General features: G+C 71.5%; 18 protein-coding genes and 1 tRNA gene. 9 read left to right on the top strand and 10 right to left on the bottom strand.

Annotated elements, in window-relative coordinates:
* The first annotated feature begins 4 nt into the window (after positions 1 to 4).
* The 4 genes from OG285_RS23950 to OG285_RS23935 all read left to right on the top strand — a co-directional run bounded on the left by OG285_RS23950 (position 5) and on the right by OG285_RS23935 (position 6915).
* Entirely contained in the window at positions 5 to 2752 is a 2748-nt protein-coding gene (locus tag OG285_RS23950; protein WP_371792159.1) for a tetratricopeptide repeat protein, read from the top strand.
* Positions 2753 to 2756: 4 nt separating this feature from the next.
* Entirely contained in the window at positions 2757 to 4097 is a 1341-nt protein-coding gene (locus OG285_RS23945; RefSeq protein WP_371792158.1) for a protein phosphatase 2C domain-containing protein, read from the top strand.
* Between the two features lie 75 nt (positions 4098 to 4172).
* Entirely contained in the window at positions 4173 to 5546 is a 1374-nt protein-coding gene (locus OG285_RS23940; protein WP_356825884.1) for a VWA domain-containing protein, read from the top strand.
* 76 nt (positions 5547 to 5622) lie between these two features.
* Positions 5623 to 6915 carry an FHA domain-containing protein gene (locus OG285_RS23935; protein ID WP_371792157.1) on the top strand — a complete coding sequence of 431 codons (1293 nt, stop codon included), beginning with the start codon at positions 5623 to 5625 and terminating at the stop codon, positions 6913 to 6915.
* Here the strand turns inward: OG285_RS23935 and OG285_RS23930 are convergent.
* Both OG285_RS23930 and OG285_RS23925 read right to left on the bottom strand, forming a co-directional pair.
* Entirely contained in the window at positions 6893 to 7879 is a 987-nt protein-coding gene (locus tag OG285_RS23930; RefSeq protein ID WP_371792156.1) for a methyltransferase domain-containing protein, read from the bottom strand. The two genes, OG285_RS23935 and OG285_RS23930, sit on opposite strands and share 23 nt — an antisense overlap.
* Positions 7880 to 7970: 91 nt before the next feature.
* On the bottom strand, positions 7971 to 9401 hold the full coding sequence (locus tag OG285_RS23925; protein WP_371793598.1) for a hypothetical protein: 1431 nt from the start codon (positions 9399 to 9401) through the stop codon (positions 7971 to 7973).
* 352 nt (positions 9402 to 9753) lie between these two features.
* Here OG285_RS23925 and OG285_RS23920 point away from each other — a divergent pair, with 352 nt between their 5' ends.
* The gene (locus tag OG285_RS23920) at positions 9754 to 10158 is read left to right on the top strand and encodes a globin (protein WP_356825890.1); all 405 of its coding nucleotides are present in this window, start codon (positions 9754 to 9756) and stop codon (positions 10156 to 10158) included.
* A gap of 106 nt (positions 10159 to 10264) precedes the next feature.
* Here OG285_RS23920 and OG285_RS23915 read toward each other — a convergent pair whose 3' ends face one another.
* The 8 genes from OG285_RS23915 to OG285_RS23880 form a co-directional block, all read right to left on the bottom strand.
* On the bottom strand, positions 10265 to 10999 hold the full coding sequence (locus OG285_RS23915) for a hypothetical protein (RefSeq protein ID WP_371792155.1): 735 nt from the start codon (positions 10997 to 10999) through the stop codon (positions 10265 to 10267).
* Positions 10996 to 11418, bottom strand: coding sequence for a thioesterase family protein (locus OG285_RS23910; RefSeq protein WP_356825894.1), 423 nt, complete (start codon positions 11416 to 11418; stop codon positions 10996 to 10998). Before OG285_RS23910 ends, OG285_RS23915 begins: the two co-directional genes overlap by 4 nt.
* A gap of 2 nt (positions 11419 to 11420) precedes the next feature.
* Entirely contained in the window at positions 11421 to 13085 is a 1665-nt protein-coding gene (ettA, locus tag OG285_RS23905) for an energy-dependent translational throttle protein EttA (protein ID WP_356825896.1), read from the bottom strand.
* 287 nt (positions 13086 to 13372) lie between these two features.
* Positions 13373 to 13951, bottom strand: coding sequence for a Type-2Aa cytolytic delta-endotoxin (locus OG285_RS23900; RefSeq protein ID WP_356825898.1), 579 nt, complete (start codon positions 13949 to 13951; stop codon positions 13373 to 13375).
* Positions 13952 to 14226: 275 nt separating this feature from the next.
* On the bottom strand, positions 14227 to 15600 hold the full coding sequence (locus OG285_RS23895) for a Cys-Gln thioester bond-forming surface protein (RefSeq protein WP_371793597.1): 1374 nt from the start codon (positions 15598 to 15600) through the stop codon (positions 14227 to 14229).
* A gap of 304 nt (positions 15601 to 15904) precedes the next feature.
* On the bottom strand, positions 15905 to 16306 hold the full coding sequence (locus OG285_RS23890) for a single-stranded DNA-binding protein (protein ID WP_356825902.1): 402 nt from the start codon (positions 16304 to 16306) through the stop codon (positions 15905 to 15907).
* Positions 16307 to 16502: 196 nt separating this feature from the next.
* Positions 16503 to 18251, bottom strand: coding sequence for a GTPase (locus OG285_RS23885; RefSeq protein WP_356825904.1), 1749 nt, complete (start codon positions 18249 to 18251; stop codon positions 16503 to 16505).
* 326 nt (positions 18252 to 18577) lie between these two features.
* Positions 18578 to 20179: a dynamin family protein gene (locus tag OG285_RS23880; protein ID WP_356826017.1), complete on the bottom strand. Its 1602-nt coding sequence runs from the start codon at positions 20177 to 20179 to the stop codon at positions 18578 to 18580.
* Between the two features lie 337 nt (positions 20180 to 20516).
* On the opposite strand from OG285_RS23880, the gene OG285_RS23875 reads away from it, so the two are divergent.
* From OG285_RS23875 to OG285_RS23860, 4 genes are all read left to right on the top strand, one after another.
* Positions 20517 to 20589, top strand: a tRNA-Arg gene (locus OG285_RS23875).
* 345 nt (positions 20590 to 20934) lie between these two features.
* Positions 20935 to 21165, top strand: coding sequence for a hypothetical protein (locus tag OG285_RS23870; RefSeq protein ID WP_371792154.1), 231 nt, complete (start codon positions 20935 to 20937; stop codon positions 21163 to 21165).
* 113 nt (positions 21166 to 21278) lie between these two features.
* Positions 21279 to 21536 (top strand): hypothetical protein, encoded by a 258-nt coding sequence (locus OG285_RS23865; protein ID WP_371792153.1) that lies wholly within the window; start codon positions 21279 to 21281, stop codon positions 21534 to 21536.
* Positions 21512 to 21946, top strand: a complete 435-nt coding sequence (locus tag OG285_RS23860; RefSeq protein WP_371792152.1) for an SPASM domain-containing protein — start codon at positions 21512 to 21514, stop codon at positions 21944 to 21946. The genes OG285_RS23865 and OG285_RS23860 overlap by 25 nt, the downstream gene beginning before the upstream one ends.
* Positions 21947 to 21984 lie beyond the last annotated feature (38 nt).

The following is a 21984-nucleotide window of genomic DNA, read 5'->3' as shown; positions in this document are numbered from 1 at the left end:
CGGGATGAGCGAACAGCAGGAGTGCCAGCGGCCCGGGTGCGAGGGCAGCTATGAGGACATGGGCGGCGGCGAGCTGTACTGCGGCACCTGCGGCCTGGCGCCGGTGGTGTCGCCCACCGGCCTGGTGAGTTCGCCGCCGACGGGAATCGCGGGCGGTGGCCGCGGGAGCGGCAGCGGTCGCTCCGGCAGCGCTTCGGTGCGCGGCGGTTCCGGATCGTCCTCGCGGTCGTCGCATGCGTCGTCGCGTTCGTCGTCCCGGTCGTCGTCCCGGTCGTCGACGTCGCGCAGGTCGGTCTCCGGGCGGCTGTCGCGCGCTCTGTCGGGAGAGGGGTCGGGGCGTTCCGTCTCGGTACGCAGCTCCGGGGCTTCGGCGAGTTCGTCGAGCCGCAACCGGCTGGGCGCGGGTCTGGTGTCGATCCCCGATGTGCCGCGCCCCGATCCGCAGTCCGCGGTGATGGCCAATCCTGAGGTGCCCGAACGGAAGCGGTTCTGCTCGCGTTCCGACTGCGGTGCCCAGGTGGGCCGTTCGCGCGGTGCGCGGGCCGGGCGCACGGAGGGGTTCTGCACCAAGTGCGGCCACCCCTACTCGTTCGTACCGAAGCTGACCACCGGCGACGTCGTGCACGGGCAGTACGAGGTGGTCGGCTGTCTGGCCCACGGCGGTCTGGGCTGGGTCTATCTCGCCGTCGACCGTGCGGTCTCCGACCGGTGGGTGGTGCTCAAGGGCCTGCTCGACACCGGCGACCAGGACGCGATGGCCGCGGCGATCTCGGAACGGCGCTTCCTCGCCGAGATCGAGCACTCCAACATCGTGCGCATCTACAACTTCGTGGAGCACCTCGACCAGCGCACCGGCTCCACGGACGGCTACATCGTCATGGAGTACGTCGGCGGCAAATCGCTCAAGGAGATCGCCAACGAGCGGCGCGGGCCGTCGGGCAGGCGGGACCCGCTGCCGGTGGAGCAGGCCTGTGCGTACGGGATCGAGGCCCTGGAGGCACTCGGCCATCTGCACAGCCGGGCGCTGCTGTACTGCGACTTCAAGGTCGACAACGCGATACAGCAGCAGGACCAGCTGAAGCTCATCGACATGGGCGCGGTGCGCCGGATGGACGACGCCGAGTCGGCCATCTACGGCACGGTCGGCTACCAGGCGCCCGAGGTCGCCGAGGTCGGGCCGTCGGTCGCCTCCGATCTGTACACGGTGGCGCGGACCCTCGCGGTGCTGACCTTCGACTTCCAGGGCTACACGAATGTGTTCGCGGACAGCCTCCCGGACCCGGACAACATCGAGGTGTTCCGGCGGTACGAGTCGTTCTACCGGCTGCTCGTACGGGCCACGGACCCCGATCCGGCCCGGAGGTTCGCGTCGGCCGCGGAGATGGCGGAGCAGCTCACCGGTGTGCTGCGGGAGGTCGTCGCCGTCCAGACGGGGCGCCCGCGGCCCGCGCTGTCGACGCTGTTCGGGCCCGAGGTACGGGTCACCGACACCGCGCTCTTCGCCGAGCTGACCGGGGACGCGTCCCTGCTCGGTGCACGCGAACTGCCCGTCGGCCGCCGGGGAACCAAGGGGATCCGGAGCAGCCGGGGCAGCGGGGCCGGCCGGGGCCCCGGCGAGAACAACCGGGGCGCCGGGTCCGGCGTCCACGGCTCCGCACCCGCCGTCGCGCCGAGTACCCCGCCCACCACCGCGTATGTGCCCGCCCAGGCAGGCGTTCCCGCACCGCGTCCGCCGGAGCCGCCCGCGCCGCCTGCCGCAGACCCGGCAGGGCACCCGGCAGGAGGGCCGCCGGGGGGCCCGTCGGCGGGCGGGTCCGGCGGGTACCTCGCCGGGCTTGAGACGGGTGCCACCGCGCTGGCACTGCCCGTGCCGCGCATCGACCCCCACGACCCGAACGCGGGTCTCCTGGCAGGTCTGATGGCCGCGGCGCCCGGCGAGCTGATCATCGCGCTGGAGTCCGCGACCACCCCCTCGCTCGAACACAGTCTCCGCCGGGCGCGGGCCCTGCTCGACAACCGTGATGCGTACACCGCGGCCGAGCTGATCACGGCGCTGGAGACCGAGTACCCCTACGACTGGCGGGTCGTCTGGTACCGCGGTCTGGCTTCGCTGGTCACCGGCGACCGGGAGACGGCCGCGCTCTCCTTCGACGCGATCTACGACGCGTTCCCCGGCGAGCCGGCGCCGAAGCTGGCGCTCGGCGTCTGCGCGGAGGTGCTCGGCCAGCTGGACAACGCGGCGGAGTACTACCGCCTCGTGTGGACGACCGACCCCAGCTACGTGAGCGCGGCGTTCGGTCTCGCCAGGGTGCAGCTCGCGGCCGGTGACCGTATGGCGGCCGCACACACCCTGGAGTCGGTCCCCGAGGCGTCGATCCACTACACGGCGGCGCGCGTCGCCGCGGTGCGCGCCCGGCTGCGCCGCCGGGCCCCGACCGACCCCCTGGCGGACGACCTGCGCTCGGCCGCGGACCAGGTGGCTGCGCTCCAGCAGTTCGGCCTAGACGCCGTACGGCGGGAGCAGCTCACCACCGAAGTACTGGGCACCGCCCTGGACTGGGTACTCTCCGGAGGCCGGGGCGGCCAGGTGGTGCAGTCCACCACCCTGCTCGGCAGTCCACTCGACGAGCGTGGCCTGCGCTTCGGACTCGAACGCTCGTACCGGGTACTCGCCCGGCTCGCCCAGCGCGGCGAGGAGAGGATCGACCTGGTGGAACGGGCCAACCGTTTCCGCCCCCGGACGTGGGTGTGAATTGATGTCCCAGACGAATCTGACCGTGTGCCCCAGCTGCGAGGAGCCGCTGGAGCCCGGCGACTTGTTCTGCGGCGTGTGCGGGCACGACCTGTCGGCGGTGCCCGAGCCGCCGGACGACCGCCCGGCGAACGCCGTCGGCGGCACGAACCCGGCGGGTGCCCCGCACGCCGCCTGGCCGGCCGCCGCCGACCAGGACAGCTCCGGCCGCCCCGCCCCCGTCCAGGCGGGGTCCGACCTGCCGGGTGTCGCGTCGGACGGCGGTGAACTGCCCGCGGGCGTACGGCTCGACGGTCCGCAGGCGCCCGACGAGTACGCACTGTCGGCGCCGGACCCGCGGGCCGCTGAGGCCGTTCCGCAGGCCTCCGCAGTGGCGGGCACGGCCGAGACCACGGCCGGGGGCACGAAGGTCTGCGTCGCCTGCCGTACCGGCCGGATCGACGGCGACGGCTACTGCGAGAACTGCGGCCACGCCCAGCCACGCGAGCGTGACCACATGGAGCAGGAGTTGGACGCGGTGGCCGCGGTGAGTGACCGCGGGCTGCGCCACCACCGCAACGAGGACGCGTTCGCGGTCGCTTCGGTGGGCCTGCCGGACGGTTCGGCCGCCACCGTGGCGATCGTCTGCGACGGAGTGTCGTCGGCCACCCGCCCCGACGAGGCCTCAGCCGCGGCGGCTGCGGGGGCCCATGAGGCGCTGCTGGCTTCCCTGCCCGCGGGCACGCATCCCCAGCAGGCGCTGCACGAGGCGATCGTCGCCGCGTCGGAAGCGGTCAACGCCCTCGCCGCCGAACCGGCCGGGGCCAGGGAGCACGACCCGCACCGCCATCAGAACGCCCCGGCCTGCACCCTGGTCGCCTCCATCACGGTGGGCGGGCTGCTCGTCGTCGGCTGGGTGGGCGACAGCAGGGTGTACTGGGTGCCCGACGACCGCACAGCTCATCCGTCCCGGCTCACCGAGGACGACTCCTGGGCGGCGCAGATGGTCGCCAACGGGCTGATGGGCGAGGCACAGGCGTACGCGGACGAACGGGCCCACGCCATCACGGGCTGGCTCGGCGCGGACGCGTACGAACTGGAGCCGCACACGGCGTCCTTCAAACCGGACCGCTCGGGTGTGGTGGTGGTCTGCTCCGACGGCCTGTGGAACTACGCGGAGTCGGCGGAGCAGATGGCGCGGATCGTCCCGCCGGACGCGGCCACGAGGGCCCTGCACAGCGCGCAGGTGCTCGTCGGCCACGCGCTCGACGGCGGGGGCCACGACAACGTGACAGTGGCTGTCGTGCCGTTCACCGTGCCACCCCTGACGGCAGGGTCCGCCCACCCTGAAGGCGTGAAGGCGTGAAGGCGTGAAGGCCGTTCTGTCTCGTTCCCGTTAACTCTGTTGAAATTGCCGCGTTGTCGTCAAGGAGCCCCTCAGATGGCCAACTTCTCCAAGTCCAACGTGCCGCAATTCTCCGTCGACGTGTACCAGAACGAGTTCCTGCCCGAGGGCGGACGCGAGGTGAACGCGATCGTCACGGTCACCTCGACCGGGGGCGGGACCAGCGGCTCCGCACTCGCCGGTGCGGACGCCGCCTCCGCGCCGCTGCCGGGACGAGCACCGGCGGCCGCCGTGGTGATCATGGTGGACTGCTCGGGGTCGATGGACCATCCGCCCACGAAGATGCGCAACGCCCGGGAAGCGACAGCGGCGGCGATCGGCGCCCTGCGGGACGGCACCGCGTTCTCCGTGGTGGCGGGCACTCATGTGGCGAAGGACATCTATCCGGGCAACGGCCGGCTGGCCGTCGCCGACCGGCGGACGCGCGCCCAGGCCGGGGAAGCGCTGCGCAAGCTGAGCGCCGGCGGGGGTACGGCGATCGGCACCTGGCTGCGCCTCGCCGACCGGCTGCTCAACACCCCGGAGGCGGCGGGCGGCTCCGTACCGCAGATCCGGCACGGCATCCTGCTGACGGACGGCCGTAACGAACACGAGGCGCCGGAGGATCTGCGTGCCTCGCTGGCCGCCGCGGCGGGCCGCTTCACCTGTGACGCCCGCGGGGTCGGTACGGACTGGGAGGTCAAGGAGGTCACCGGTATCGCGTCGGCGCTGCTGGGAACGGCCGACATCGTGGCCGACCCCTCGGGCCTCTCCGCGGACTTCACGCGGATGATGGAGAACGCGATGGGCAAGGAGGTCGCCGACGTCGCGCTGCGGCTCTGGACACCGGTCGGCGTGGAGATCAAGTTCGTCAAGCAAGTGGCGCCCAGCGTCGCACAGTTGACGGACCGTCGCACCGAGGCCGGACCGCGCGCCGGGGACTACCCGACCGGCTCGTGGGGGGACGAGTCGCGCGACTACCACGTGTGCGTGCAGGTGCCGGAGGCGGGAATCGGCCAGGAGATGCTCGCGGCGCGGGCCTCGCTCGTCCTGCCCGACCCCGCGGGAGGTGCGCCGCAGACGCTTTCACAGGGCCTGGTACGTGCGGTGTGGACGGACGACGTGGCCGCATCGACCTCGATCAACCCGCAGGTCGCGCACTACACCGGCCAGGCCGAACTGGCACAAGTCATCCAACAAGGCCTGGATGCTCGCAAGTCAGGCAATCTGGACGGAGCGACGGCGAAGCTCGGCCGCGCGGTCCAGCTTGCGGCGGCTTCGGGGAACGCGGACACTGCGAAACTGCTCGCCAAGGTGGTGGACGTCGTCGACGAAGCGACCGGTACTGTGCGACTGAAGGCAAAGGTGGCGGAGGCGGACGAGATGACCCTCGAAACGCGCTCCACCAAGACAGTTCGCGTCAAGAAGTAGCAGAAAAAGCACCACAAGCAGCAGAATTGACGTTTTGCGGCCTCCGGGCCGGATGAGGAGAGGGGGAAGCGACTCCATGCCGACCTGCCCGAACGGACATCAGTCGGGATCCGACGACTGGTGCGAGGTCTGCGGCCACCGCATGGGCGCCGTGCCGCCGCCTCCCCCGCCGCCCCCGCCGTACGCAGGCGGCGGCGCGCCCCAGCAGCCTCCGCCGGGCAGGAGCCCGGCAGCCGGTTACGGCTACCCGCCCGGCGCCACCGCCCAGGCGGAGATCTGCCCGCAGTGCCGTACGCCGCGCGAGGCCGGGGCACCCTTCTGCGAGGAGTGCCGCTGGAACTTCCTCACCAACACCGCGACCTCGTACACCCCGGTGGCCCCGAATCTGCCGCCGGGCCTCCAGTCCCAGCAGCCGCCGCCCAGGCCGCCGGACGCGTTCGACTACCAGAGTTCTCGGCCCTCGCAGATCAACCGCCCCGCCGAGCCGCTGACGAACGCACCCACCGGCCGGCCGGTCCCGCCGCCTCCACCCCCGGCGTACCAGCAGCAGTCCGCCCCGCCGCCCCCTTCGTTCGCCCAGCCGCCGAGGGCACCGCAGGCCCCGCGGCCTGCCGAGCAGCCGAACGCGGACGACTGGCTGCTCCCGCCGCCGTCCCAGACCCAGCCGCCGGGCCAGGGCCGGCCGCAGGGGCCCGGACAGCAGGACCCGGGCCAGCAGGGACCAGGACAGCCGCACGGGCCGGGCCGGCAGGGCCCCGGTCGGCAGGCACCCCCGCAGCACCAGCCGCCGCAGCAGTTCCAGCCCCCTCAGTCCCAGCCGCACCAGCCCCAGCCGCACCAGCAGTCTCAGCAGGGGCCAGGCCACCAGGGATCCGGACCGCAGGGGCCCGGTCAGCAGGCGCCCGGCCAGCAGAGCCACCCCGGCCGGCCCGGTCAGCCGGCTGGAGAGGCGCAGGCCCCGGCGGGCTGGTCGGTCACGGTCGGCCCCGACCATGAGTACTTCATGGCGATGATGCAGCGCAGCGGCCCCGAGGCCACCGGGCTCAATCTGCCCGCCTACTCCCCCGAGCAGCGCCTTCCGCTCACCGGCAACCAGATCACCATCGGCCGCCGCCGGCACTCCACGGGCGAGTCACCCGACATCGATCTGTCGGTCCCGCCCGAGGACCCCGGGGTGTCGCACCAGCACGCGGTCCTGGTCCAGCAGCCCGACAACTCCTGGGCGGTGGTGGACCAGAACTCGACCAACGGCACCACGGTCAACGGCGCCGAGGACCCGATCCAGCCCTACGTACCGATCCCGCTCGCAGAGGGCGACCGAGTGCACGTGGGCGCCTGGACCACCCTCACGGTCCACCGGGGGCAGTAGCCACCGGACGGTGAGTCGGGGGGACGAGCGGCCATGCGTACGGCCCTTCGGGGTCGTCCAGCCAGGCCCACTCGTGCTCCCCGCTCACCGTCACCCCGAATCGCTCCCGCTGCGGACGCCCCTCGCGTTCCCACAGGGCGAACGCCTCGACCGGATCCAGGCTGCCGCCCGTCAGGGTGAGGACGAAGCGGAAGAGCGCGTCGTCCAGCACGCTGGGCGGCAGCCCGCCACCGCGCAGGACCGGCTCGGCCCCCTCCGCGCCGCGCAACGGCACGAAGTAGGCGGGCGTCTCCAGGAACCGCCCCTGCGCGTGCTGGTCGTCCCGCACCCGCAGCACGATCAGCCCGGTCGCGAGCGGCGCGAGGATCCGCGCCCCGGGCCGGCACTGCGCGAGCCAGGCCCTCGGTACGGAGGGGAGCGCACAGGTCACGATGATCGCGTCGAAGGGCGCCCGCGCGGGGCAGCCCAGTGCCCCGTCGCCGGTGACGACGGCGGGGGCGTAACCGGCGGCCACCAGATGGGTACGCGCCGATTCGGTGATCTCCGGGTCGAGGTCGACGGTGGTGACCAGCGAGTCACCCAGCCGGTGGGCCAGCAGAGCCGCGTTGTACCCGCTGCCCGCCCCGATCTCCAGCACCGCGTCGCCGTCCCGTACCGCGAGCCCGTCCAGCATCCGCGCCATCAGTGAGGGCTGGCTGCTGGACGAGATCAGCTCGCCGTCCCGGATCCGGGTGGCCAGCGGCTGGTCGGTGTAGACCCCCTCCAGCCAGCGTCTGCGCTGCTCGGGGTCCGGGTCCTCGCCCCACAGCCGCGTACGCCGCCCCACCCCGTCCGCGAAGTAGTACGGGACGAAGAGCTGCCTCGGCACCTCGGCGAACGCCTTCCGCCAGGCCGGATCCGCCAGGGCGCCGCTCTCCGCGATCTCCCGCACCAGCGCCGCCCGCAATGCCTGGTCTGCACCCATAACTCCACTCTGCTGCGTTCGGCGCCGGGAGGCGAACCCGAAACGGCGGAGGAAAGCGGGAGGTGCGGGACGGACGGCTCCCGGTCCGCTCTCAGTCCGCGGTGATCCGGAGGACGCCGGTGACGGTGCCCTGCAAGTAGGCGCCGTCCGGTGCCACGGTGCCTGCCATCTGCAGGGTGTCGTACAGGGCGCCGATTCCGATCAGTTTGCTGCGGAGCACCTTCCCGGTGGACGGGTCGATCTCCGCGTACCGGTAGGGGTCGAGCAGGCTGGTCCCCGTGGTGCCGGGGATGAGCGGATCACGCAGCACCGTGTGCAGTTTTCCGTCCGCGGTGGAGAGCTTCGGCACTGCTGCCGAGCGGACCGTGTTGTCCCAGACCAGGTCGCAGCCCGATCCGTCGGGCCGCACGTCCACCCGGCTGAGTCCGCCGGCGAAGGGTGCGGAGGCAGGCACGCTGTCGCCCGCGCCTTCGGGTACGGCGGGGTAGGGATATCCGTAGGTACCGGCGACGTAGACGCTCCGGCCGGCTCCGATCGGGGAGTTCTCGCTGCCGGGTCCGTGGGAGGCGAGCAGCACGGGGACCGAGCAGACGCTCTCGCCGGTCGATGTGCGGTAGACCTTCAGCGCGACCGAGGAGTCGGCGTTGTCGACGATCGTCACGTAGTCCGTACCGTCGGTGGGCCCGAAGAAGGTGGGGGTGGACCCACTGCCCCAGCTCAGCATGCCGGGTTTCCGCGCCGAGCCCCGGTCGTACGGCTGGCGCCAGGAGACCCGCGGGGTGCCGTCGGCGGCCGCGGTGAGCAGGTAGGTGGCGTGGGTGGTGGTCACGGCGGTGCCCTGCGGCGCGGTCGAGATGCTGTTGGCGATCCGCTCACCGGCGGGAAGCCGTGTGGACCGCACCGTCGAGGTGGTGTCGTCCGCGGTGCCGACCACACCGCCCCCGGTGGCGAACCAGACGCGGCCCTGCCAGTCCGGCGAGAGCCCGGTGACGGCGTCGTCCGCGGGCACTGCCGCGGCGAGCGAGAGGCTCTTGTCGACGGTCAGCCGCCAGGCGCCGGCGTCGTCACGGTGGTGCCCTATGCGCAGCAGGGAGCGGCTGCCGTCGACGACGACCAGCCGGTCCTGGTGGTCGATGTAGGCGTAGACACCGCCGAGCAGTGAGCCCTTGGTGAGTGTGAGCGAGGCGAGGGAGGCGCCGCTGTGCGGATCGAGGAGATGGACGGTGGGCACCTGGCCCAGGATCGGCGTGCAGAGGGCCACGGGGTAGTCGTCGGACCCGACGAGGACAGTGGGGCAGGCGGACAGCAGCCCGTTCAGCTTGCTGGAGAGCCTTCCGGCCCCCGGACCGGCGAGCGGAGTGGTGTCGGAGGAGCCGGTGTCGCCGTGCATGGTGGCGGTCCCGGGCGGACCCGCGTACGGGTTGGCCGGGAACACCGATGTGGCGGGGGCCGCCGGGGCCGCGTCGGCGGTCGTGGCCCCGGACACCAGCAGGGCCGCGGCGAGCAGAGCGGCGGGCGGCATGAGGCGCCGGACGCCGGAACGTCTCGGGTGGGAACGCCGGATGGTCAAGAGCACGGATTGACTCCATTCGGTCGGCCCGGTCGGCAGCGGACCGGCCGGTCCGGCCGGTCCGGGCCGGGCTGACCAGCTTCTGACCGTGAGCGGCGATTCACCGTACGCAAGGCCGCCCCCGGGCACAATGGCCGGGGCGGCGCCCCCGCGCAGTGCTGCCATCATCGGGTGGGGCCCGGCCGGCGGACCATGCACAGAGGATGAAGAACGTGTGACAGCGAGCGAGTTCGCTCTGCCGGGCTCGCCATCCTCGCGACCTAGGACCGCAGACCTCCGCCGTGCCGTCTGCGACCATGGAGGGGTGACAGAGATCCCACACGGCACGCTTCAGGAGCAGACCTTCTACGAGCAGGTCGGCGGCGAGGAGACCTTCCGGCGCCTGGTCCACCACTTCTACCAGGGGGTCGCGGAAGATCCCCTGCTGCGGCCGATGTACCCGGAGGCGGACCTCGGCCCGGCCGAGGAGCGGCTCGCCCTCTTCCTCATGCAGTACTGGGGCGGCCCCCGCACCTACAGCGACAACCGCGGCCACCCCCGGCTGCGTATGCGGCACTCGCCCTTCCAGGTGGACCGTGCCGCGCATGACGCCTGGCTGAAGCACATGCGGGCGGCGGTCGACGAACTCGGCCTGGCGGAGGAGCACGAGCAGCAGCTCTGGAAGTACCTCACCTACGCGGCGGCCTCCATGGTGAACACCGAGGGCTGACCGAGAACGCCACCCCGCCCCGCCCGGGGCCGGACCGGAGCGGGCGCGGTGGCTGAACGGGGCAGAGAGGGCGCGGCCCGGCCGGACCAGGGCGGACCCGTGGCCCCTACGCGGGTGTGACGCTCAGCCCGCCCAGCGCGGACGCCTCGCGGACGGCGGTCGAGCCGTACGGGGTGCGCAGCCGGAGCCAGGAGCCGGCGCCGAGCAGCGTGTAAGGAGCGGGGTGGCCGGTACGAGCACCGGTACCGCTGGTGAGATCGGGGACGGCGACCCGGGCCGGGCGGAGGAACCCGAGCGACTGGGCGGCGTGTGCCGCGCGGACCGGGAGGTCGGTGTCGCCGACAGGCCGGGACCAGATCTCCCGTCCGATCCGGTCGAGTTCGGTACGGGTGCGCCGGTCGGCCGGCAACTCCTCGGTACGCACCCGGAATTCGGCGACGACGGCTGCGACCGCGGCGTGCAGCGCGTCGGGCGAGGGCAGCCCGGGCAGCTGTCGCCAGCCACTGCGGGGCGGCAGCAGGCCGGCCCAGGGAGGACCGGTGACAGCAGCGGGGACGGTCGCCGCCGCGCTCTGCTCGTCGATGGATTCGAGCAGTTCACCAGCCGAGACGGTGAGGTCCAGTACGGCCGGGGCAGCCAGCCGCGCCGTCCGGACAGCCAGCACCTCGAACGAGGGCGGGCGCCCGAACACGGCCAGGCTCTGCTCCGTACCGCCGTCCGCCCTGGCCTGTAGCCGGACCGCCGCCGCACGGTCGTAGTGGATCAGCCGGGCCAGGAAGGCGGCGAGATCGGCCGCCTCCCCGGCGTCGGCGAAGGCCAGCCGCAGCGGGAGCCCCGTCATGCGGCGAGCACTCCCGGCTGGTCCAGATACTCCAGGAGGAAGGACTTCTCCTCCGCGGTGATCCGCCGCGGCCGCTGTGCCTCCAGGTTGTACGGGACGACGACCGTCGACGCCCGGACATACACCTGGTCCTCGTCCTTCACCTCGTAGGCGATGGTCAGCGACGCGGCGCCGATCTTCGTGACCCAGGACTCGACGGTGACCGGCGCGTGCCGGTGCACCAGCGGACGCACGTAGTCGATCTCGTGACGGGCCACGACGGACCCGCCGGAGAACGACGGCGAGCCGTCCCCCGGCGCCAGCCGGAACATGAAGTCGATCCGCGCCTCTTCCAGGTACCGCAGGAAGACGACGTTGTTGACGTGCCCGAAGGCGTCCATGTCCGACCAGCGCAGGGGGCAGGAGTAGATGTGCCGCACGGTCAGCCTCGCGTCAGCTTCTTGTACGTGGCACGGTGCGGGCGGGCCGCGTCGGCACCGAGGCGCTCGATCTTGTTCTTCTCGTACGACTCGAAGTTGCCCTCGAACCAGTACCACCGGGAGTCACCCTCGTACGCCAGGATGTGCGTGGCGACGCGGTCGAGGAACCAGCGGTCGTGGGAGATGACCACGGCCGCACCGGGGAATTCGAGCAGCGCGTTCTCCAGCGAGGAGAGCGTCTCGACGTCCAGGTCGTTGGTGGGCTCGTCGAGGAGCAGCAGGTTGCCGCCCTCCTTGAGCGTCAGCGCCAGGTTGAGGCGGTTGCGCTCACCACCGGAGAGGACCCCGGCCGGCTTCTGCTGGTCCGGGCCCTTGAAGCCGAACGCGGAGACGTATGCCCGCGAGGGCATCTCGACCTGGCCGACGTTGATGTAGTCCAGCTCGTCCGACACGACGGCCCAGAGGGTCTTCTTGGGGTCGATGTTGGCGCGGCTCTGGTCGACGTACGAGATCTTGACCGTGTCGCCGACCTTGATGGCGCCGGAGTCCGGCGTCTCCAGGCCCTGGATCATCTTGAACAGCGTGGTCTTGCCCGCGCCGTTCGGACCGATGACCCCGACGATGCCGTTGCGCGGCAGCGTGAAGGACAGGTCGTCGATGAGCACCTTGTCGCCGAAGGCCTTCGAGAGGTTCTCGACCTCGACGACGATGGAACCGAGCCGCGGGCCCGGCGGGATCTGGATCTCCTCGAAGTCCAGCTTCCGCATCTTGTCCGCCTCGGCAGCCATCTCCTCGTAACGGGCGAGGCGGGCCTTGGACTTGGTCTGGCGGCCCTTGGCGTTGGAGCGGACCCACTCCAGCTCTTCCTTGAGCCGCTTCTGACGCTTCTCGTCCTTGCGGCCCTCGACCTTGAGGCGGGTCTGCTTCTTCTCCAGGTACGTGGAGTAGTTGCCCTCGTAGGGGAGCGCACGGCCGCGGTCGAGCTCAAGGATCCACTCGGCGACGTTGTTCAGGAAGTACCGGTCGTGGGTGACGGCCACCACAGCACCCGGGTACTTCGAGAGGTGCTGCTCCAGCCAGTTCACCGACTCGGCGTCCAGGTGGTTGGTGGGCTCGTCGAGGAGGAGCAGGTCGGGCGCCTCGATCAGCAGCTTGCAGAGCGCGACGCGGCGCTTCTCACCGCCGGAGAGGTTCACGACGGGCCAGTCGCCGGGCGGGCAGCCCAGGGCGTCCATGGCCTGCTCCAGCTGGGCGTCGAGGTCCCAGGCGTTGGCGTGGTCCAGGTCCTCCTGGAGCTTGCCCATCTCGTCCATGAGCGCGTCGGTGTAGTCGGTCGCCATCAGCTCGGCGACCTCGTTGAAGCGCTTGAGCTTGCCCATGATCTCGGCGGCGCCGTCCTGCACGTTCTCCAGGACGGTCTTCGACTCGTCGAGCTCGGGTTCCTGCATGAGGATGCCGACGCTGAATCCGGGCGAGATGTACGCCTCGCCGTTGGAGGGCTGCTCAAGGCCCGCCATGATCTTGAGGACCGTGGACTTACCGGCACCGTTGGGGCCCACGACACCGATCTTCGCGCCGGGCAGGAAGTTCAGGGTGACGTCGTCGAGAATCACCTTGTCGCCGTGCGCCTTGCGCGTCTTGCGCATGGTGTAGATGAACTCAGCCAAGAGAAACCGTCCGGCATTAGATGTGTGGGCAGATACACCCCATCTTGCCTGACGGCCACCGCAGGGCGGAAACCCGTATGGTCACCGGTCCGTGACCTGGACGTTCGTAGGCCGCGACGTAGCGGGGCGGTCACGGGGTGTCGCCGTCGGCCGCCTGTCCGGGCCTCATCCGCGCCGCTCGTAAGTCGTGATCGTCATCGTCATCGTCGGCTCAGCCGGCCCGGGACGGCGGGCCGGACGGACAGCTGGACCACTGCCCTTCAGGAAGGCGGCCTCCAGGAAGGCGGTCAGGCAGCCGGCTGCAGTTCCTGACGTACCACGATCGCATTGAGCCGCACCGCGAACGGGGCGACATCCGAGATCTTCAGGGCACCGACCCGAGCCTTGTCCAGGCCGATGGTGGCGTCCACGCAGAAGGCGATGGCGTACACCCCGGTCCCCGTCTGCTCGTCCTGGAGGGCGAAGAACAGGTCCCGGTAGAAGCTGGTGCGGTCCATGCCGTCCTCGTAGTACGAGAGCCCGGACTCGCCCTCCTGCGCGGCGAGGCCGGTGAAGGCGCGCACCAACTCCTCCTCGATCGTGTGCCAGAAGGACGCGTCGGCCAGCGCATCCGGCAGGGCCTGGCGCACGGCCTCCTTCAGGGAGAGGACGATCACCCCTATCTCGGCGTGCTCCTGGAGCCCCCAGCCGCGGACCATCTTGACGATGGCGCCGTCGGGTATGGCGGCGGCGGCCTCCCGGATGTTGTCGAAGTCGAAGTTGACGGTCGCCGGGGCAATCGCCTCCTGGAACACGCGGTCGATGGCTCGGGCCTGGTCGAGATGGTCCGGGCCCACGTCGATGACGGTTTTGAAATTGCCGGCCATAACTCCTCCTGAGTGTCGCGGTGATCTGGCGGAGGCAGTATGCCGAGCGGAGTTCACCCGGTGCGGCGGCGTCCCGGTGTGCGGACGGCGCCGCACCGCCCCCCCCGGCCGGGGCCGGCGTACGCAGACGGCCCCGGTACGCCGAGGCGTACCGGGGCCGCTGCACCGTGGCCATCCCTGTCCGGTGACCACTCACTCACTTCACTCACCGCTCACGGTCCGGCCACTGAAGTACTGCTCCTCGGTGGCTGGTTCTCCGGTGACCGGTCCGGGGGTCACTGACCCGCGGTGCCGTTCTTCCTGCGGAGCATGAAGACCGCGCCGCCACCGAGCACCACGAGGGCGATCGCGACACCGGCGATCACCGGGGTGGAGCTGGAGCTGCCGGTCTCGGCCAGGCCGCCGCCGTTGGTACCCGAGGTGCTGCCGCCGGCCGAGGCCGCGCTGGGCTTCGGGGTCGGGGTGGCGCTGTGGGTGGGGGTGCTGCCGGCCGTCTTGCAGTCGAGGACGCCCTGGAAGCGCTTCTCGAAGCCGTTCGGGCCCTTGATCGTGAAGTCGTAGGCCTGGTCCTCGGCGACCGGGACGGTCACCGTCTGCGACTTGCCGGCCTCGATCGTGTGCTTCTGGCCCGCCAGCTCGAAGGTGAACGCCTCATCGCCCTTGTTGCTGGCGGTGATGTCCACGCCGCCCTTGGCGCAGTCCTTCTTGGCGGAGAGGGCCGGGATGGCGCCCTTGCTGGCCCAGTTGGCGGTGGCGACCGCGCCGACCGAAGCCGTGCTGGTGCCCGCGAGGATCTGCGTCTGGCTCTTGGAGTCACTGACGAAGGCACGGCCGATCGGCACCGTGGTCTGCGCGGTGACGTTCAGCTTGGCCGAGCCGGGCTGTGTGCCGGCCGGGACCTTGAAGAACAGCTGCGTGCCGTTGACCGCGCTGGTGACGGGCTTGCCGTCCTTGCCGACGACGGTGACACCCTGCGGCGCGTCGGGGGCGAGGGAGACCTCGGCCTTGGCCGCGTTGGTGGAGACCGTCACCGGGCCGAGCGACCCGCCCGGGTGACCGGCCACGTCGGCGGGGCCGAGCGAGAGCGAGGCGGCCGGCTCGGCCACGTTGGCCGCGGACTTCTCCAGGTACTCGGTCAGCTTCCGGGCTGCCTCGTCCTTCGGCACCGCGTCGACGTGGTCCGAGAAGTGCCAGATCGCGGCCTGGGTGGCGGCGGCGGCCGTGGCGTCGGTCAGCGTGACGTTGAGATTCGCCCCCAGGGACGCGGGCGTCACCTGCGGGTAGGAGTGCTCAAGGATCCAGCGGATCTTGCCCGCTTCGGTGTTGTTCGCGAGCGAGGACTGGGCCCACGTGACCTCACGGTAGGAGGTGTTGGCCTGAGTGTGGTTGAACAGGTCGATGCAGTACGTCTTGATGGAGCCGCCGCCGTCGACCTTGAGCTCGAAGAGCCCGGCCGTCTCGTCCTTGCCGTTGATCACGACCTGGCCGCCGACCGACACCCCGGGGTTGTCCAGGGTGGCGGTGACGCCGGAGGAGTTGGTGGGAGCGTCATCGGCGAAAGCAGGTGCGGCAGTTGCCATCGCACCACCGGCGACCAGCCCCGCAGTCAGGGCCGCGGCGGCCAGCCGGGAGGTGCCCGGCCGCCGTATGCGAGAACCAGACCCCACAGAAAACACAGAAAACGCAGAAAACACAGAATTCCCCTTCGGGCAAGGACTCTTCGCGCGATGCGCCTCGTGGCGCGCGTGGGGGAAGTTCCTCGCCGGCAGACTCAAATGCCCCGTGAGTATCTGGGAATCCTAGAGACGCAGGAGCAACACAGTCTCCACACATGGCGTCTGATAACCATTCCGAATCGGAATCGTTACCGTGAATCCCCGCCGCGACCCGACCATATCGACAAATCGCCGCCTCTCAGGGCCTGATGACCCTTCGGTGCCCCTCCTGCCCGCATCAGGCCACCAGGTCCTTGGGGCGCTCCGTCAGAGACGGATCGGCCCTGGCCACGCGCTTGAACGCGCTGGTACCGCGCGTCAGATCGTGGCCCACGGCCAGCGCCTCGATGTCGGCCGAGAATCTGCGCCGGCCGTCCTTCTCCTCCTCGCGCACCTTCAACCTGCCATGGACGACGAGTGGTTCACCGACCGACACCGAACCGGCCAGATTCGCGGCCAGCGCCCGCCAGGCCCACACCGTGTAGAAGCTGGTCGGCCCGTCGGCCCAGGACTGTTTCTGCCGGTCCCAGCGGCGCGCGGTGACCGCGAAGCGAAATCGCGCCATTCCCCCGGTGACCGAATCCCGGTATTCAGGCTGCGTCGCCACATTTCCCACCAATGTCACCAAGGTGTCGTTCATGAGCCCTGCCTCCCCCGTCCCGCCGTGGTCCTGCGGGGCCGTCCCGTAACGACCCCGCGGATCAACCCGGCTGCCCGGGCCCGGCGCCCCTTCGGCTGCCGCCGATTACTGACCCGGGCGCCCGTTCGGCTGCCGCCGGTTGCTGATCCGGTTCCCATGCTGGCCCGGCGAGGCCCGTTCCGCTCGCGCCTGTGGACTACTTGCCGGTTGTGGACAACCCGTTCACCGTCACGTACTGCTCCCGCACCTCCCGGTAGCGCACCAGCTCGGCGGCGACGGGATCGAGCACCTTCGCCCTGCCGCACGCGGCGGCCGCCTCCCGCAGCCTGCGCTCCACCTCCTGTCCGTACCGGTGCGCGGGCCCCCGTACGGCCATCGCGCACGCCCACTCCACGAGCGGTCCACCCACGGTTCCGGCCACCATCACCAGGACAGGGGTCAGCGGAGCGACGTCGAGCGCGCCCACCCACACCCCCAGCAGCCAGAGCACCCCGAGGATCTGGTGCACGGTCATCATCACCTGGGCCAGCACGGCAGCCGGCCACCAGGCGGGGCGCCCCGAGCGGCCACCCGGATCCTGACCGACGGTGGTCACGGCCAGCTCGTCCAGGGCCTCGGGCAGCCCATCGGCGCCTCGTGCGGCCGCTTCGCGCACCGCCTGCGCCCAGGGTGCGGGAAGCCCGTCGGCCGCGTCGGCCGCGACCGTACGCACGGCCTGCTCCACCTCCTGCCGGGCGGTGGCCTCCGTACCCGCGGGCTCCGGGCCGGTCTCCGCCGGCATCGGTTCCGGGCCGCCGGGCGCGCGCGTGGACTCGTACCAGCGCCAGAGCCGCAGCCACGGTGTCCCGCACGCCTTCACCGCGTTCCGGCTCCACTCGCGCTCCGCGGCCTCACCGGCGGCCAGGGCGCCGACCGCGTCGCCGAGCCGGTCGCCGAACTCCTCGCGCGCCGTCTCTCCGAGCCCGGCGTGCCCCTCGGCCACGTACACCGGGCGCAGGCTGTCCGCCGCCGTGTCCACATCGGCGGACAGCCGTCGCGCCGGTGCGCCCCGCTCCCGGACGAACCGGCCGACCAACTCCCGCAGTTCGCCCACCCCTTCGCCGGTGAGCGCCGACAGTGCGAGCACCGTCGCGCCCGGCTCGCCGTGCTCGCCCAGCGCCATGCCGTCCTCGTCGAGCAGCCTGCGCAGGTCGTCGAGCACCTGGTCGGCGGCCTCACCCGGCAGCCGGTCGATCTGGTTGAGCACCACGAAGGTGATCTCGGCGTGGCCCGCGAGCGGCTTGAGATAGCGGTCGTGGAGTGCGGCGTCCGCATACTTCTCCGGGTCGACCACCCAGATCACCGCGTCGACCAGCTCCATCGCGCGGTCCACCTGGTCGCGGTGCGCAGTCACGGCCGAGTCGTGGTCAGGGAGGTCGATGAGGACCAGTCCGTGCAGCTCGTCGCCGGGGCCCGCGCTCATCCAGGGCCTGCGGCGCAGCCGCCCCGGGATGGCGAGCCGGTCGAGCAGCCCGGCGGCGCCGTCGGTCCAGCTGCAGGCGAGGGGCGCGGAGGTGGTGGGCCTGCGCACCCCGGTCTCGGAGATCGCCACCCCGGCAAGGGCGTTGAAGAGGGTCGACTTGCCGCTGCCGGTCGCGCCCGCGATGGCGACGACGGTGTGCTGCGAGGAGAGCCGCTGCCGGGCCGAGGCCTCGTCCAGCACCCGTCCGGCCTCCGCCAGCGTCGGGCCGTCGAGGCGCGTACGGGAGAGGCCGACCAGTTCCCGCAGGGCGTCCAGCCGGGCGCGCAGTTCGGCGCCGTACGCGACGGAGCGCGGGAAGTCCTCGTACGACTCGGGCAGGGGGCCCAGGCTGAAGTCTCGGGCGCTGCCCGGCGCGCTGTCCCGGTCGGCCGCGCGCCGGGCGATGAACCCGTCGTCCCAGCGGTGGCTTCCCTGTTCGGGCATTCTGGCCTCGCCGGATACCCCTGCCGCCCGGGACGGAGCGGAGGCCCCGGAAAGGCGCCCGGAAGGGGCAGCTGCGTGCACGCCCTGCGACTCCTGGCTCCCCCGCTCCCCCGGCCGCTCGCCCCCCGCCTCCGCACCAGCACCCGGCGCGGAGGTCGCATACGCCCCAGCGGTCTCCTGCGTACCGTCTGACGCTCCCACCTCTCCAGCGGCACCAACGCCGCCACCCCCTTCAGCCGCCACAGTTGCGTCTGCCACCGCATCCACCTCCACCGCTCCGGTCACCCCGGTCACGTGTGTCACCTCGGTCGCCTCGGTCCCCTCGGTCATCGCGGGTACTTCTCCTTCTGCAGTACGGACAGCGCGGCGATCAGTTCGGCCTGCGACTCGGGGCCCACGTCGAGGGCCTCCAGCGGCGCCAGCCGACGGTCGCGCTCCGCGCCGAGCACGTCGTCGATGTACGTCCTGACCAGCTCCGCGCCCCTGTCCCGCAGCCTCAGCGCCCCTTGCGCACCGATCAGTTCGGCCAGCCGCTCCCCCGCCTTGCGGGTCCGGCGCCCGCCCAGCAGTGCGGCGGCCAGCAACGCGGCGACCGCCTCGGGGTCCGGCGCGGCCGACCGCTCCAGCTCCCCCACCTCTTCCTCGGCCAGCTCCTCCAGAACCCGCCGCCAGCGCCGCACGGCGAGACCGACCCGCTCACCGGCCTCCCCCGCCTCGGCTTCGAGCCCGGACGCCGCCGGCTCGCGCCCCCAGCCCTCACGGACCCGCTCGTCGGCAGCGGCCACCGCGCACCGGAGCAGCACCGTCAGGCTCTCCGAGAGCGCGTCGAGCAGCTCGCCCGACGAGCTGTCCAGCGGATAGCCGCGCCATCGGGTCCTGGCATCCCCGGCCAGCACGGCGCCCGCCCTGAGACGCGCCCGTACGCGCTCGCCCTCCCCCGCGTACGCCGCCTCGACGGTGCCCGTGAGCCGTACCGCGGCGGAGTACTGGATGGCGACGGCCGCGGCCAGTTCGGGCATCCGCGCACCGAGCGAATCGATCACCCCGCTCGCCGTGCGGTCGAGCGCCTGCTGTCTGGCCGCCGGATCCTGCGCACGCTGGGTCAGCCAGGCGCGCAGCGGTGCCACGGCGGTGGTGGGCAGCAGTCCGCTGCCGCCGCCCGCGGACTCGGGCAGTTCGGGGATGGTGAAGCGCGGTGCGTCCCCGAGCCCGGCCCGGGTGAGCAGCGCTCCGTACTGCCGTGACACCTCGCCGACGACCTGGTGGGGCACCCGGTCGAGGACGGTGACGAGCGTCGCGTTGTACTCCTTCGCGGTACGCAGCAGATGCCAGGGCACGGCGTCGGCGTACCGGGACGCGGTGGTCACCATGACCCATACGTCGGCGGCGCAGATCAACTCGGCGGCCAGCGCCCGGTTGCCCGCGACGAGCGAGTCGATGTCGGGGGCGTCGAGCAGTGCGAGCCCGCGCGGCAGGTTCGCCGCCGTTTCCACCCGCAGCGCACCGCTGCCGGCCCCGTGCGGCTCCGGGGGCCCGCCGTCGCCGGTGTCGTCCTGCTGCGGAAGCCATACGCGGGTGAGGCGCGGCAGCACGCGCAGCCCCGAGAACCAGTGGTGGTCGTCGGGATGGCAGACCAGGACCGGGGTCCGTGTGGTGGGCCGCAGCACTCCGGCCTCGCTGACCCGGCGCCCGACCAGCGAATTGACGAGCGTGGACTTCCCCGCACCGGTCGACCCGCCGATCACGGCGAGCAGGGGCGCTTCCGGGGCTCTGAGCCTGGGCACCAGGTAGTCGTCGAGCTGCGCGAGCAGCTCGGTCCGCGTCCGGCGGGCGCGCGGTGCGCCTGGCAAGGGGAGCGGAAGGCGCACGGCGGCGACTCGGTCACGCAGGGCGGAGAGTGCGTCAATCAGCTGAGGCCGTACATCCAAGGTCACCACATGCGAAGAATGCCCAATTTGATTGGCTTTTTGAAGCGTATAGCCACTTCTGCGCGCCAATCGGTGGCTATCAGGGCCGTTCGGACACCCGGGACACTCGGGACGAGTGGGACGCAGGCATAACGACTGCACAACACCCGGCATCCGATGGGCCAAAAGCGGTGCGCGATCCGCGGCCGCCTGCGATTATCAGTTCGCTTCACTGAACCTCCACATCGTGCCACGGAGGTGAAGCAACGGGGAGCAGGTGAATGGAGCCCTATCCTGGTCCCCGGCATGGTCACGCACCCGTACAACCGGGGCTCCAGGCCGCCGAGGCCACGATCCGGCCCCCGTAGCTCAGTGGATAGAGCAGGCGCCTTCTAAGCGCTTGGCCGCAGGTTCGAGTCCTGCCGGGGGCACTCTCGCCGCACCGCGGCCGGGCCCTCCCACCGGGAGGGCCTTTTTCGGGTCTGTGGTTCAGGTCTGGGGAACGTAGCGAGAACGACGTAGTGACGGCGTAAGGATCCGGGGCGGCGCCCCGGCACCCGATCAGCCATCGCCGAGCACGAGGGTGCTCGGGGCTGCTGCCTGCCGGGCGTCGGCACTTCTGACAGCACGACCTCCCCTGCCTGGCCCCGCGGCCGGGCGGGGCTGATTTCGTCATGCCTGGGATCGACTGCACGGATCACCGGCCATACACTCCGCCGCCTCTCCACCCCCGCTCCGGAGTAGCGTAAAAATCCAACCTTCTGGCGGGGGTACGCATGGAAACAACCATTGGCGACCGCGTTCGTGAATTGCGCGAGTTCCGCGACGTGACGCACGCGCGGGCGACGGCTCACCCTTCACGTAGCAACATGGGCAGGATCCCGGACAGCCGCGAGCAGTCGCCCTGTCAGTACGTCGACGTCGCCGCGACGGAGTCCATCCATACGTCGGTTCGGGAATCTCTTGATCGCGACAGCGACACCGGCCGCTCGTCGCGGTCACCGTGATGAAGCCAAGGCGCTGTTGCGGACGGCTGAGTCCGCGGCAACGCAGTCCGGACCGGTGCGGGTCTATGGCAGTGCGTTCTCGGTTGTCGATGTCCGCACGCAGGTGTGTGAACGTGGCGCTCGCCGGTGACGAGCCCGAGCCTGCCGAGGCACTTTCACTGTCCGGCCGGGTCGACCTGGACGACATCAGTCGCCCCGTCCACTCCGCCGCGTACGTCGACGACTTATCGCGGGCGCGGTATCAGTCGGGAGACTGCGAGGGCACGCTCGACATGTTGCTCGAAGCCGAAGCCGATCAACCAGAACGGATCAAGTCTCAAGCTCTCGCCGCGGTAACGGTGCGGAAATGCTGGAAGCCGAGCGCTCGCTGACCACACAACCCAGGAGGCGGCCGGCCACCTGTCCGAGGAAAACCGGTAACCGACGAGAGGAACCTCGCCATGAGCACTGCTGCACACTGTCCGGACCGAAGGTCCGGGTGCGCGCCGCTGGACGGGCGGCGCCGGATGCGGCCACCGCGCCTGATGTGAGTGAGCTGTGCGGGCGGTGCTTCCACGTACGCGTCGCCGTCTCGCCGGACGGCGACGTGTACGCCTGCATCCTGTCCCGGCACCTGCGCACCGGGAACGTCCGCACCACCCGCCTGCGGGACGTCATCGCCTTGGGCGCTGCGGGCCGAGGCCCGGTCTGCAGTACCCAAGGCGATGACGGACGCGTGCCCGCCCCACGTCGGCGGCGACTGCAGCCCCGCCAGCACCCCGCACGTGACCCGAAGTACTAGGACGGCGCCTCAATCCCCACCTGGCAGGAGTTGATGAG

This window comes from Streptomyces sp. NBC_01471 (assembly GCF_041438865.1).
Lineage (GTDB): Bacteria > Actinomycetota > Actinomycetes > Streptomycetales > Streptomycetaceae > Streptomyces.
This window is presented reverse-complemented; position numbering and strand designations above follow the sequence as displayed.